This is a genomic window from Nocardia sp. NPDC006630, assembly GCF_040611495.1.
In the GTDB taxonomy this organism is placed as follows: Bacteria; Actinomycetota; Actinomycetes; order Mycobacteriales; family Mycobacteriaceae; genus Nocardia.
This window is the reverse complement of record NZ_JBEXOK010000003.1, coordinates 423,017-437,117: the sequence shown is the minus strand read 5'-3', so window position 1 is coordinate 437,117 and position 14,101 is coordinate 423,017. Positions and strand designations below refer to the sequence as shown.

At 69.2% G+C, this 14,101-nt stretch carries 8 protein-coding genes; 4 read left to right on the top strand and 4 right to left on the bottom strand.

Annotated elements, in window-relative coordinates:
- Window positions 1-72 precede the first annotated feature (72 nt).
- From ABZX86_RS10090 to ABZX86_RS10075, 4 genes are all read left to right on the top strand, one after another.
- The gene (locus ABZX86_RS10090) at window positions 73-1,749 is read left to right on the top strand and encodes a fumarate hydratase (RefSeq protein WP_355121990.1); all 1,677 of its coding nucleotides are present in this window, start codon (window positions 73-75) and stop codon (window positions 1,747-1,749) included.
- Window positions 1,750-1,937: 188 nt separating this feature from the next.
- Entirely contained in the window at window positions 1,938-2,366 is a 429-nt protein-coding gene (locus tag ABZX86_RS10085; RefSeq protein WP_355122601.1) for a M15 family metallopeptidase, read from the top strand.
- A 101-nt stretch (window positions 2,367-2,467) separates the two neighbouring features.
- Entirely contained in the window at window positions 2,468-2,740 is a 273-nt protein-coding gene (locus tag ABZX86_RS10080; RefSeq protein WP_355121989.1) for a hypothetical protein, read from the top strand.
- A 132-nt stretch (window positions 2,741-2,872) separates the two neighbouring features.
- Window positions 2,873-4,303, top strand: coding sequence for a metallophosphoesterase (locus ABZX86_RS10075; RefSeq protein WP_355121987.1), 1,431 nt, complete (start codon window positions 2,873-2,875; stop codon window positions 4,301-4,303).
- Window positions 4,304-4,493: 190 nt separating this feature from the next.
- Here ABZX86_RS10075 and ABZX86_RS10070 read toward each other — a convergent pair whose 3' ends face one another.
- The 4 genes from ABZX86_RS10070 to ABZX86_RS10055 form a co-directional block, all read right to left on the bottom strand.
- A complete protein-coding gene (locus ABZX86_RS10070; protein WP_327139911.1) occupies window positions 4,494-5,684 on the bottom strand; it encodes a hypothetical protein in 1,191 nt (396 codons plus the stop codon).
- Window positions 5,685-6,097: 413 nt separating this feature from the next.
- Window positions 6,098-10,816, bottom strand: a complete 4,719-nt coding sequence (locus tag ABZX86_RS10065; RefSeq protein WP_355121985.1) for an SbcC/MukB-like Walker B domain-containing protein — start codon at window positions 10,814-10,816, stop codon at window positions 6,098-6,100.
- On the bottom strand, window positions 10,816-12,252 hold the full coding sequence (locus ABZX86_RS10060) for a TIGR02678 family protein (RefSeq protein WP_355121983.1): 1,437 nt from the start codon (window positions 12,250-12,252) through the stop codon (window positions 10,816-10,818). The genes ABZX86_RS10065 and ABZX86_RS10060 overlap by 1 nt, the downstream gene beginning before the upstream one ends.
- On the bottom strand, window positions 12,252-14,051 hold the full coding sequence (locus tag ABZX86_RS10055; RefSeq protein WP_355122599.1) for a TIGR02677 family protein: 1,800 nt from the start codon (window positions 14,049-14,051) through the stop codon (window positions 12,252-12,254). The genes ABZX86_RS10060 and ABZX86_RS10055 overlap by 1 nt, the downstream gene beginning before the upstream one ends.
- Window positions 14,052-14,101: the final 50 nt, after the last annotated feature.

Below are 14,101 nucleotides of genomic sequence, written 5' to 3'. Positions count from 1 at the left end.
GTGCTGGATAGAGTCTCTCTGCTTGAACCGTCGGCTGGGCTTCGGCTCGGCCCTGCTCGAGGAGTGCGACCAGTGACCGCGCCTGACTTCCTGTACTCGGATCTGCTGCCGATCGGTGCCGATGACACGCCCTATCGATTGCTGACCACCGAGGGGGTCAGTACTTTCGAGGCGGGTGGGCGGACCTTTCTGCAGGTGGAGCCCGAGGCGCTGCGGTTGCTCACCGCGGAGGCGATGCATGACATCAGCCATTACCTGCGGCCCGCGCATCTGCGGCAGCTGCGCAAGATCATCGATGATCCCGAGGCCAGTGGTAACGACCGGTTCGTGGCGCTGGATCTGCTGAAGAACGTCAATATCTCCGCGGGCGGCATCCTGCCCATGTGTCAGGACACCGGCACTGCCATCGTCATGGGCAAGAAGTCCGAGGGTGTGCTCACCGGAGCCGATGACGCCGAGTGGATTTCGCGCGGTGTGTTCGACGCCTACACGAAGTTGAACCTGCGGTACTCGCAGCTCGCGCCCATCACCATGTGGGATGAGAAGAACACCGGGCAGAACCTGCCCGCCCAGGTCGAGTTGTACTCGGACGCGGGCGATCCCGCGCACCCCGCCTACAAGTTCCTGTTCATGGCCAAGGGCGGCGGGTCGGCCAACAAGTCGTTCCTGTTCCAGGAGACCAAGGCGATCCTGAACCCCGATCGCATGCTGGAATTCCTGGACGAGAAGATCCGCTCGCTCGGCACCGCGGCCTGCCCGCCCTACCACCTGGCGGTCGTCATCGGCGGCACCAGCGCCGAATTCGCTTTGAAGACAGCGAAATACGCCTCCGCGCACTACCTGGACAATATGCCGACCGAGGGCTCCATGTCCGCGCACGGCTTCCGGGACCTGGAGCTCGAGGAGCAGGTCTTCAAGCTCACCCAGTCCTTCGGCATCGGTGCGCAGTTCGGCGGCAAGTACTTCTGCCATGATGTGCGCGTCATCCGCCTGCCGCGCCACGGCGCCTCGCTGCCGGTCGCCATCGCCGTCTCCTGCTCGGCCGATCGCCAGGCGCGCGCCAAGATCACCGCCGAGGGCGTATTCCTGGAGCAGCTGGAACGTGAACCGGCGCAGTACCTTCCGGAGCAGACCGATTCCATCCTCGGCGGCGATGTGGTCAAGATCGACCTCAACCGGCCGATGTCGGAGATTCGCGACGAGCTGTCGAAATACCCGGTGAAGACCCGGCTTTCGCTGACCGGCCCGCTGGTGGTGGCGCGCGATATCGCGCATGCCAAGATCAAGGAGCGCCTCGACGCGGGCGAGCCCATGCCGGAGTACCTGCGCGAGATGGCCGTCTACTACGCCGGTCCCGCCAAGACGCCCGAGGGGTACGCCTCCGGTTCCTTCGGTCCGACCACCGCCGGGCGCATGGACTCCTATGTCGATCAGTTCCAGGCCGCCGGCGGCTCGCACGTCATGCTGGCCAAGGGCAATCGTTCGGCGCAGGTCACCCGGGCCTGCAAGCAGCACGGCGGCTTCTATCTCGGCTCGATCGGCGGACCCGCCGCGCGACTCGCCCTCGACTGCATCAAATCCGTCGAAGTTCTCGAATACCCTGAACTCGGCATGGAAGCAGTCTGGAAGATCGAGGTCGAGGACTTCCCGGCCTTCATCGTCGTAGACGACAAGGGCAATGACTTCTTCGCCGAAACCCAGAAGCCGATCGCACTGCGGGTGCGAGAGCGGTCCAAGGAGCGAATCTGAGCGAGGGAGACGACTGCATGCGGGTTGACGGCCGTGACGAAATGCCGAGGGCGCAGGCCGAAATGCCTGCGCATCGGGCAGATTCGGCCCCCGGCCGGGCGGCGCTGCTGACCGCGACCCTCGCGCTGTGCGCGGGCGCCGGTCTGCTCGGGGCCGGTGTGCCCGCCGCGCATGCCGCACCCGAGAGTGTGTCGGTGGCGCCCGGATCCGGTGCGCCGTCCGGCACCGCGGTCGCCGCCGAGACCGATGGTCTCGACCCGCTGCTGGCCACCGCCTACGAACAGGCGGCCGCCGAAGCGCAGTCGGAGGGTGTCTCGCTGTCCATCACCTCCGGCTACCGGACGCCCGGTCAGCAGGAGGCACTGTGGGAGGACGGAATTCGCACCTACGGCAGTCCCGATGCGGCGCGGCAGTGGGTGCTGCCGCCCGAGGAGTCCACCCACGTGTCCGGTCAGGCCATCGATGTGGGTCCGCGCGCGGGCGCACAGTGGTTGGAGGACAACGGAAATCGCTGGGGACTGTGCCGCACCTTCGACAATGAGTGGTGGCACTTCGAACGTGTCACCCTGCCCGGAATGCCCTGCCCGGCCCGACTACCCGACGCGAGCCAGCGCTGAGAAAAGGACCGGACATTCTGTTGTCCGGTCGATCACCGCTGTGCGCGGGTCGTTGATTCGGCATCCTTGGGTTCAGCACATTTCTAGCTACGGAGGCATGGGTGGGCAGGCAGCAACACGGCTCGGGGAACGGCAGTCTGGGGCGGCAACGCCCACCGGTTCGAACCTCTCGCCGCCAGCCCGTCCCCGAGTACCGCACCATCCGCGAATCCGTCCTCGCCCCCGGCTGGCTGCTGCTGGAACTTCCCACCGCCGTGTTGCTCGCGGTGTTCGTGGGCACCGGCTGGCTCGGTTACGCCCAGCATTCGGGTACCCCCGCGCAGCCGCGCCCGGCCGTCGTGGTCCCCGCCGACCACCCCGTGCGCGGTCGCTGAACCCGCCCCCGGTGGGGCGTGCAGGTGAAATGTCTGGTATCGGAAGCTGATCGGCCATGTTCGGGCACCGCAGCGTTCAACCGGTAACCGTACCGTCGCGGTATAGCTGTTGAGCGGCGGACGGAGATCCCCATGCTGGACCCGCGACTTCGAACCCTCTGGCTGGCCAATGCCGCCACCGCCGTGACGGCGGTGGCCATGCACACCCAGCGCCCGGTATTCGCCACCTATACCCCCGGGGTCCAACGGGATTCGGTGACGGCTTCCGATCTGGAAGTGGTCACCGTCACCGATACCTCGGTCGTGCTCACCTGGACCTCGCGCGTCCGCAATCGTGCGGGGCGGCTGCAACCGGCCCCGGCCGATACCGAGGTGCGCATCGGCCCCGCGGACGGGTACGCCGCGCCCGCGGTGCGATACCTCGACTCCCGGCGCACCGCATACCATTACGCGGAAATCGACGGGCTGGAGCCGGGGCGGGTCTACCGCTTCGAGGCCTACTCCGGCGGGAGCCGGGCGGTGCCCGCGCGCACGCTGGTGACGCGGCGCTCCGGAACACCGGAATCCACCGGGGTTTTCACCACCCTCACGCCGCCGCCCGGCCGGCTGCTGCGCACCATCGCGCTCAGCAACGATCTGCATCTCGGCGAGGACCGCAGCGGTCTGCTGGTGTCCGGACTGATCGATGGGCTGCGGCACGAAACCCGGCAGCATCCGGAGTTCATGCTCCGCGCCGTTCTGGACGAACTGCGCGGGCCCGGGCGCGCGGCCGATCACCTCATTGCCGCGGGCGATCTCACCGACTCCGGGACTTTCGCCCAATCCGTCGCCGTCCGTGCGCATTTGGATACCTGGGGCGCGCTGGGTTCGGACTACTTCGTCTGCCGTGGCAATCACGACATGCCGCCCAAGGACGAACCTGATCACTGGGGTGCGGTCTTCTACCCGTATCAGGAGCTCGGCGAATACTTCGCCGGCGGACTGCGGCTGCTCGGACTCGACACCAATCGCCCGCGCCCACGCGGCGGCGGCACGCTCGGGTCCGCCCAGCTCGGGCGGCTCACCGACATCCTGCGCGCCGACCCGGACCGGCCGACGCTCGTATTCGGTCACCACCCGATCACGACGCATGCGGCGATAAGCAACCCGGGCGGACCGGGTTTCGTGCTCGACAGGGCGAATGCGGCGGCACTACAGACGCTCTACCGCTCGGCCCCCGGCGTCTTCCTGCATCACAGCGGTCATACCCACCGAAATCGGGTGACCCGCGCCGATTCCGGAGTGAATGTGGAATTCCTCGAGGTGGCCGCCGTGAAGGAGTACCCCGGCGGCTACACCCTGCTGCGACTCTACGAGGGCGGCTACATGGCCAACTTCTACAAAACCGCCGGCGAAGCCGCACGCCGCTGGAGCACCCGCACCCGCCGCCAATACCTCGGCCTGCACCCCGACCACTCCCTGGGCAGCTGCGCGGACCGCAATCACGTCGGCCTGCGCGACTTCTCCGGCCTGACCGCCGCTGATCTCACACCACGGCGCGCGGGGGAGCAGCTCGCGCGTTGAGGCGCCCCGGACCACGCGGTAGATGTCGGCGAGCTGAGTCGCCGACATCTGCTGCAGTGCAAGCCTTCCGGGAGCGCACTGCCGAGTGGTTCAGCGGCACAACGCTATTGCGCTGACTACGACAGAAATGCCGCTGCCGCCCGCTGGGTGATCCTGCGGGCGGTGGCGGCTGTGCCGGAGTGTGTGCGCTTTACTCGAGGTCGGTTCCTCCATTGCGGGCGCGGGCTGCGGCGCGGGCGCGGCGGCGGGCGGCCTGGAGTTCGGCGAGTTCCTGTTCGAGGGTCTCGGCGATGCGGAATTGCCCGGTGTCGTAGACGTTCAGCGGCGGCATGCCGTCATTGAGGTCGGCGAGGGCTTCCGGTTCGGGCGATTTGGCGGACTTGGTGGCCGACGTCCGTTCTTCCTTCTTGGGAGCGGGTTTCGGGGTCGGCTTGACCGACACGGGTTCGGGCTCGCTCTCCACGATCCGGCTGGTGTCCACCGGACGGCTCGTCTCGGCCTCAGGCGCGGCGTTCAGGGCCTGGGCGGGCTGACCCATGGTCGGTGCCGAGGCGGTCGGCCGCTGCGGCCAGGCGACCGTGCTGGGCAGTGTGCGGCGGATCGTCTCGGCCGGGTCGGGCAGATCCCGGATCTGGTCCGTCGCACGGACGATGGCGAGCCCGTAGCGCGCACTGGCGGCATTGTGGATCAGCAGCGCGACACCGATCATCACCGGCGCGATGGCGTGCACGGAGACGTCGTACCAGCTGCCGATCTTCAAGTACGGGTACGTGTTCAGGGTGACCGTCAGGCCCAGCAGCGCCATTTCGGCGGCCACGACCTGCTTGGTGCTGTCGATGACGCCCCACTCGGCGACCTTGTTGGTGCCGATCATGATGATGATCAGGCAGACGCTGATCATCCCTTCGAGCAGGTAGCTGAACCAGAACAGCGGGTCCGACGCGCCACCGGGAGCGATATTGTGCTGGACATTGACTGCGGACCAGAGCATTCCGGCTGCGACGACACCGGCCAGCGCGCGCAGTGACCACCCGCGATGCTTGTACAGCGATGCCAGTTTGGCGTGCGGGCTCGATTCTCGCCGCTGTGCGGCGATCGCCTTGCGAGCCATCAGCAAGTCGCGAATGTCGGCCTTCTCAATCTCTACGGTGGTCTGGCGAGCGCGGTCGGCCGTGGCGGCGGCGGCCTCGACCTGCTTGAGGCGCTGGGCGCGGTCCTCGTTGCGGATGCGCTCGGCTAGTTGGCGCTCGGCGGTGAGTTCGTTTTCGGAGAGAGCTTCGGTGAGGGCGGGGTCGAATTGGTAGGCGAGCCTTCCGCGCGCCTTCTCGACCCGCCGAGCGAGGACGGAGACGTCGTCCTCCAGCGGATGATCGATCGTCATCGGGTCCCCCGTCCCGGGAGTTTCGATCGCTGGCAGGTGAACTCGATAAGGATCGGCACGGAAAACATTTGTAGTCGATACACCGCCATTGGCGAAACTGTTGATTTGCCGATAGGCCAATCCTCACGGCGTGCCGCGCCGCGACACGCGTAATCCGCTGGCGCCCGGGGTGTTTACCAGGGTCGTTTCGGACCGGGTGTCAGGGATGCTCGCGGTCACGGCGTTCAGCCCACTGGACGGGTGGCGATCGTGACGCGGGGGACGAACAGGGCATCGCGGGCGAAGCCGGTACCTGGCCGATTTGTCGGGAGTCGTTGGGACGCAGAAGAGCCCGCCGCCCGGACGGCGGATCTGTCCGGGCCGCGGTATCACGACATTTCGGGATGCGATCGGCGCTGTGTTTCGAGAGGTGATCAGAGCAGCGCGATGGCGCCTTCGACACGATGGGGGAGGCGGCGGCGGTTGGGCGAGCCGAGTGCGGCGGTGAGATCGGAACCGTCGTGCTCGGCCAGCAGATCATCACTGTCCCACACCAGCAGCGTTGCGCTGACCGTGTTCTCGGCCGTCGAATGCGCCAGATCGTAGTGCGCGCAGCCGGGAACGTGCGGATAGGTGATCCAGAGGTCGTAACCGGTCATGAACAGATCCAGATCGAATTGCACCGACAGCCCGAGCAGTTCACTGCGGCCGTTGTCGTCCACGCCCGCGAACGCCTCGTCCAGCGCGAGCAGGCGCGGGGCCTGCGGATCGGCCGAATCGAGCATGACGTGTGCGGCGGCGAAGAGCGGCAGGTGCAGCGAGACCGACTGCTCACCGCCCGACAGCGCGCTGTGCCGGGCCACGGTGAGCCGGTCCTCGGTGCCGTCGGCGGTGATGATGGTGAAGGAGAACACCCGCCAGGTGCGGTAATCCAGTGTGGCCGCCAGGATCTCCGGGAACGAGCGCTCCGGATGCGCGGCGCGGGCCGCGCGGATCTCGGCCGCGAAATGCGAACGGATGGTGGCCAGATCGTCCGGGACCAGTTCCGAGGAATCGCGGTCCAGCAGCTTGCACACCGCGCGCGCCGGCTCCGAGAGCGTATCGGCCAGCACCCAGTGCACGCCGATGGTATTGCCCGAGGACATGCGCCGCTGCTTCATCTCCATGCCCATGCGATTGATGAGATCGCGTGCATCGCTGGTGCGTTCGTGAATCTGCTGGGCCAGGCCGGTGAGCAGCGCATCCTCCAGGATGCGGCGTTCGGAATCGGTGAGCAGCAGCTCCTGATCCTTCCGCGCCCCGCCGATGCGCTCGGCGAAATCGGCCAGTGCGGACAGCCCGTGATCATCGTGCACCTGCACGACGGTGAGACCGTCCGCGGCATCCCAGTGCAGGCGGTAATCCTGGCGGGCGGCGGTGAGGGCCGCATCGAACTCCTGCAGGGCGGTGGTGACCGCGCTGCGGGTGGACTTGCGGGTGGCCTCGCCGGCCCGCACCGAAGCCGTTGCGGCGGCGAGGTTCTCGAACAACGCCGCCACGTCCTCGGGCAGCACGGCCGGTTCCTGTTCGGGATCGCCGTTCTCGATGCGGTACAGCAGCTGCTCCGGGGTGGACCAGGCGGCATCGCTACTGGGCCAGCGACTCTCGACCGGGGCGCCGAGCAGGCTCAGCAGATCCGGCCGGGCGTACGGGGCCAGATGCCGCACATCGGCCAGCAATTCGGTGAGCGCCGTGCCGAGCGTGTCGTGCGCCGCCCGGTGTGCGCCCTCCGCGGTGCCGACCGCCTCGATGGCCTCGTGCGCGGCCTTGCGGGCCGATTTCTGTTCCGCGCGTGCGGCATCGATGCGTTCGCGGGCGCGCTCGAGTTCGCGGTCGATATCGGCCGCGCCCGCGCCGAGCGCCTCCCGCAGCGTCTCCAGCTTCCGCTGCTGCTCCTCGTAACCGCTGCGCGCGGCCTCGGCCTCCTCGGCGAAGGCCTCCGCGAGATCGTTCGCCTCATCGAGGCGGTCGCCCGATTCCCGTGACCGCTCGTGCTCGCGCTGATGGTCACCGCGCAGCCGCAGCAGCGCCGTGCCCGCATTCTCGAAGTGCCGCACGGCGGCTGCCAGTGCGTCCAACGCGGCCGGATCGCGCGGAGCTTTGTGATCGGCCGCGATGGCGCGCACCTTCTTGTCGGCGGCGGAGTACTCGCCGACCGCCTGATCGAGATCCCGCTCGGCCTGCGCCGCCGCCTCCGACCGCGACCGCAGCATGCCCGCGGCCTCCGAAACCGCGCGCAGCGCCGCGGTGACGGCGGTGGTGCGCGGAAGTGCCTTGGCCGCGGCCGAAACCCGCGCCAGCTCCGCCGTGGCGGCCTGCTCGGCATCCTGGGCATCGCGGACCGACTCCTCCGCCGCCTCGATGGCAGCGGCCAACTCCGCGAGCCGCAGCTCCCGGCGGCGGGCCCGCGCGGTGGTGCCGATGAACTCCGCGTCCGCCTTGACGTGGCGGCCGACCTGAACACCCTGGCGGTACCGTCCGTCGGTGGCGACGGCGACGTGCGCACTGTCCGCTGCGCCGATGGCGAGTGCGGCCATCGGTGCGAACTCGGAGGCCCGCGCGCCCGACGCCGAACTCCGCTCGGCCGCAGAGCTGTCCGCGCCGCCGGCAGGCGGGTGCGCGGAGTCCTTCTGTGCCGCCGCGCTCTTCCCGCCCGTACCCCCGGCCAATTCGGACCCGCCCGCATGGCCGGACGATTCGGACCCGCCTGCATGGCCGGACGATTCGGACCCGCCTGCACGGCCGGACGATTCGGACCCGCCTGCATGGCCGGACGATCCGGACTCGTGCAGGGCGATACTGGCGAGAACGTCGGCGACGGTCTGGCGTGGGACGGTCAGGGCGGCCGAATCATCCTCGACCACCAGGACATCGGCGAGGGTGCGGCCGGAGGGGCGCTGGGCCTTCGGCACGGGCTGCAGGAACTGGTCGGAAGTGTGTTCCGGCAGTTCGGTGTCGGCGCAGACCCAGGCGTCGAGGAGATTGGCGGCCTGCAGGGCTGCTTCGATGCCCGCGGCGGCATCGGGGGTGATCGTGTCGGCGAAGCGGACCAGGCGCCACAGGGGCGCGCCGGGGCGGTCGGCTGTGCGCGGGTCGGTGCGGGCGGGGAATGCCGTTGGCGCATCATCGCGTTCGGCGGCGACCTGCTCACGTTCGGCGCGGAGTTCGGCGGCGCGGGCTTTGGCCTGTGCGGCGTGCGCGCGGGCTTCCTGGCGGCGGGTGCGAATCTCCTCGGTCAGCGGCTCGGTGCGGTCGGCGAGCACCTCGGCGGGCGTGGCGAGAACTGCGGCTTCGCCGGAGGACGAATCGGTGGGAGCCGCAGTGGTGTCGCCGGTGGCGACGGCGTCGCCGGTAGCGACGGCCTTGCTTGCCGCGGAATCGCTGCCGTCGGTGCTCGATACGCCCTGCGGGCCCGCTACGCTGCCAGCGGAGCCTGTCGCGTTCGGCCCGTGGCTGTCTGCCGCACCCTTGCGATTGCGGCCCTTACCGCCCGCGGAAGCCCCTGTGGCGTTGAGCATTCCGGCTGCGGCGCTGGTGTGCTGAGGTGCGAGGTGTTCGGTGCCCGCGTGGGCGAGTGCGTCATTGAGCGCTTCGAAGAGGCCCTCGCGGATGGGGGAGTAGACCTCGCGGTGGGTGTCCCACCAATCACGCAGGGAGATGGCGGTATCGGAGCGGGCGAGCACCACCGAGGCTTCGGCCTGGGCGAGTTCGGCTCCGGCGGCCTCGCGCAGTTCGCTGGCGCGCTGGGCGGCGCGTTCGGCGCGGGTGCGTTCGGTGACGGCCGCGTCGACCATGGTGAGGGCGCGGCGCACGGCGCGAACGTCGGCGTCGCGCTCCTCGGCGTGACTGCGGACGGTGGTGGTCAGGTGTTCGGTGCGGGCCTGTTCGGGCAGGGCGGTCCAGCTGATGCCCGCTTCCTCTGCGGCGGAGCGCAATTCGTCCTCACCGCGTGCGAGGGCGGAGGTGGCGTGCTGGACGGCGGCCTGGGCGCGCTCGGATTCCTGGGCGCGCTGATCGACGGTCTGGCGGGCCTTGAGCGCCTTGTCGCGGTGCACGGCGGAGGAGGTCTCCAACCGGCGGACCGCATCGGCGAGATCGTCGAGCTGCTGCTTGCCCTCGTAAGCACTGGAGCGCTGCAGGGTTTCGCGATCGGACAGCGCCTGCTCATAGGCGCGGTCGGCGTCCTCGGCGCGGGTCTCGACGGCGGCGCGCTCGCCGTCGCGGCGCTGCCGCAGTGCGGCAGCGGCATGCAGCGCGGTACTGGCGTGGGTGACCGCGTCCAGTCGCACGCGGACCTGGTCGATATCGGTCTTCGCCTGCACGGCAAGGTATTTGCGGTACACGCCGACAAAGGCGCGGGTGGCGCTGTCGGCTTGGACCAGGCCCTCCAGGGTGCGCCCGACCTCCTCCATATCGCTGAAGGAACGGGCCGCGTCCAGGATCAGCTGCTCGTCCAGGGGCCGCAGACCATCGGTGAGCGCCTGCGACAGTCCGCGCGGGTCCAGATTCTTGGCCAGCTGCGGGCGGCGCAGCGTGAGAATCAGATTGATGAGCTGGTCGTAGCGCTGCTGCCCCAGCCCGAACATGCGGGCGTCGATCGCGGCCCGGTATTCGACGGGCCGATCCATGATGGCGTCGCCGCCGATCTGCTCGGCCAGCTGCTTACGGGTGAGCGGGCGATCGTCCGGGCCGAGCAGCGAGAAGTCCACGCCGACCCGGCCGTCCGCGACGAAGTACCAGCGTGTGACCTTGTCGGAGGAGCGGGTGGCGCGCATGCCGATGCCGACGGTCACCGTCTCCGGTTCGGCCCAGGTGCCGCGCGCGAACTCCATCCACACGTACGAGTACGCCGATTCCTGCTTGCGGTACAGCAGATTCGACTTCATGGTGCGCTCTTCACCCGCGAACGGATTGAGCCGCCGCGGTTCGATGCGCCCGTCCAGCACGAACGGGAACAGCACCTCCAGCGCCTTGGTCTTACCGGACCCGTTGGGCCCGCGCAGTACGATGCGCCCGTCCGCGAAGCAGAACTCCTGATCGCGGTAGTCCCACAGGTTGATAATGCCCGCGCGGGTGGGGACGAAGCGGACTCCACCGTGAATGAGGTCGGCCATCAGTTCCCGGATCCCTTCTCTGACGAGACAAGTGCCGGTGCGGCATCGGGTTCCCCGACGTCGCCCGGCGAGATGAACAATTCGGACTCCGAGCGGGTGCGGATGGTCACGATGGCGCCGCGGTAGCGGGCCAGCGCGGGCAGAATGATCAGGCCCGCACCCAGGTCGGGAGAGTTGACCGATTCCACCAGCCGCAGGCGTTCCAGCAGCGAGATGACCTCGGTGGTGAGTCCGGGGACGTCGGCCTGCCACTGCGCCGCGAAGGTCGCGCCGTAGCGCTTGGCGAGCATCTGCACCGTGTCGCGGATCCAGTCCGAGCCGATGAACGGGTACTCCGGGATGTCCGGCTCCTGCTCCTGCTGCTCCGAATCCTCTTCGGTCGCAAAGATGTCGAACGGATCGGCGAGTGGTGCGAAGACGGTGGCGCTGGGGATGGCGCTGTCGAGCTGCTCCACCAGATCGGCGATCGGCACCTCGGGCCGGGGGATGCGCGCGACCGGGGCGTCGAGATCCAGTACCAGGTCGGCGATTTCACCCGCCAGCAGCAGGGCCACCTGGGCCAGCGTGCCGGTGCCCGGGAAACGCACATCCGAGAGCCGGCCCGAACTGTCGATGAGCGCAACACCTTCGGCGCGGCGCTCGGCGCGCAGGCCGGTCACCAGTTCGACCTCGTGCACCAGCTTCTCCTGGCCGAGCAGGGAGCGATGCGGTTCGGCCAGGTCGTCGATATAGACGACCGGCTGCTCGACCAGTGCGCGCCGCACCGATCGCGAGGCCAGCGCCATTGCGGGAGAACGGGTATCGCCGCCACCGGCCTCTTCACCGAGCAGTCCGCCGACACTCTGCAGATGCTGCAGCGCGCGCGGCGGCCGGAACAGGGCGAACACCACCGAGCGGTCGATATCGTACAGCGCCTCGCCCGCTTCGGGATCGCTCGCCCAGCCGCCCGCATCACCATCGGCGAGGGTGACCGCGCCGCGTGCCGCCAGCCAGCCCACCGCATCCACGAACGCATCCCGGTCCGCCGCCCGGTCCGACGCCAGATCCAGTCCGTCCACCCGCTCGGTGTACGAGGCGACCTGAGCGGCCAACTCCGACAGCGTGATCTGATCCCCCGCCCGTCCCAGCGCGGCCAGCGCCAGCGCCAGATACGCATACCGGCGGCGATCGAAGAGCCGATCCGCGGTCGTCCGCGCCGGCCGCCCCGGATCGAGCTGATCCAGCACCGGGAACAGCCGCGCCGTCGTCTCGGTGACCTCGAGCCGATACCCGAACAGCTCGGCCAGATCCTCCCGCAGCTCCGTCGCCCACCGCCGAATCAGCGGCAGCGCAATACGATCCGGATAATTGCGGGTAATGAGGTGATTGGCCAGCACCACCCGGGCAGCACGCTGATAACTGTCCAGCGCCAGCGAGTCGATAGTGCGCGCATGCATCAGTCGTCCACCGCCCCGTCGTCGGCATCGTCCACGGGCACGGTCGCGCCGCTGGTCAAGGAGGTGGATCCGGCACTGCGCGAGGAGGACTCGACGTGACGGGTGGTGGGCCCGCTCACGGGCTCGAGTCCGCCGTCGGCCTCGGGCAGTGTTGCGCCGCTGCCGACGGTGGTGGATCCGGCACTGCGCGAGGAGGACTCGAGGTCGCGGTGGCCTGCGGGCTCGTGTCCGCCGCCGGTGCCCGATGCGCGGGTGGCCGCCCGCCCCGGCGCCTTGCTGGTGCGGGTGGACACAGTCTCGCGGACCTGGAGGCGGCGGTTGTTGAGGTGCAGGAGGCCGCGGGCGGTGCGCACGGCGGTGGAGCCCTCGCACTCGGTCACGGTGAGGGTGACGCCGCTGTCGGAACCGGTTGTGCCCGAGACGCGTCCGCTCACCGGCACCCAGGCGGTGGAGGCGGCGTCGATCAGGCGCAGCAGTACCTCGGTCTCGCGTTCGTCGAGTTCGCGCTCGTGCACATCGGCGCTGGCCAGGGAGCGGGCGGCCGCGGCGCGGGCGCGCTGCGAATCGAGCTGGGCCTCGCGCAGGCGGCGGATGCCGGCGTCATTGCGCTGCAGCCGGGCAGGTGCGCCGGGTGTGGGCGGCCGCCCGGTCTCGGCGAGGGTGCGGGCGATCTCCAGGGGCGGTGCGTCCCACCAGGATCGGATGGCCGGAATGATATCGGAGTCGGGATGATGCATGGCGAGATGGCGTGGCCGGCCCAGTCCGAATACGGCGTCGTAGAGCGCGTGCGCGGCATCGGCGGTGGGCGCGGCCGTGAACCAGCCGGCCAGATGCCGCAGCGCCGACTCCCGGCTGACTCCGCCCTTACGCGTCTCGGTCACCCGGCGCAGCAGTGAGAGCACCGCCGCGATGGCGCTCATGGTCGCCTCGCGCAGCCGCTCGCATTCGGTGAGACCGCCCTCGCTGCCGTCGCCCACGAACCAGGACCGCAGCCCCTGCCAGCGCGCCCGCCAATCGGCCTGGCGCTCAGCGGTATTGAGCAGCACCCGCTCATCGCAGCGGGCCGCGCGCTCGATGAGATCGTCGACCCCGGTCTCCTCCACCTCGCGAATCGCGGCGGCCAGGCGCGGCGCGAACCGCGCCAGGTCCATGGAGAACTCCCGCATATGCGCGAGCAGCGCGTCCTTGTGCGCCAGGAATGCCTCGGGCGTCGCCTCGGTGGTGCGCACCAGATCGCCGAGCGTCAGATAGAAGTGCGCCGCGCGATCCGCCAGATCCGACAGCGCCCGATCCAGGCGATTGAGCACCCGATACACCCGGGGCGCGTCGCCGCTGCTGTTCGCCTCGGCGAGGGTGTGCAGATCGGCGAGCAGCTCCGGCAGCACCAGTCGCGAGAGTGACGCCTCGTCGAGCCGAGCCTCCAGCACCTCCGACACTGCCCGGTATGCCTGAAAACCGGCCTGCGAGAACTGATATACGAAGTGCCGATTGCGGTACTCGGCCAAAGTCGCGGCCCGGGTCCCGTCATAACTGCGCTCCAGCACACCCCACTGGTGCAGCTGCTCGAGCAGCGGCCCCACCTCGGTGGGCGTCAGTGCGGGACCACCCGGGCAACGACCGAGCGTCTCGACAACGTCGGAGGCGTGCAGCAGCACCACATAGGCCCCGCGCGCCATATCGAAAGCGCGCAATACCCACAGGTAGTCGCCCCGCTTCTCCGCCGTGGCGAAGGAGAACAACCGCAGCCGATCGGCATGCGGAAACTCCTCGGCCCCGGCCCCTCCCGGGTCGGTCAGCAATCCGTCAGCGGACTCGGTCACCGGGAAAGATTAGTACTGCCCACCGACTG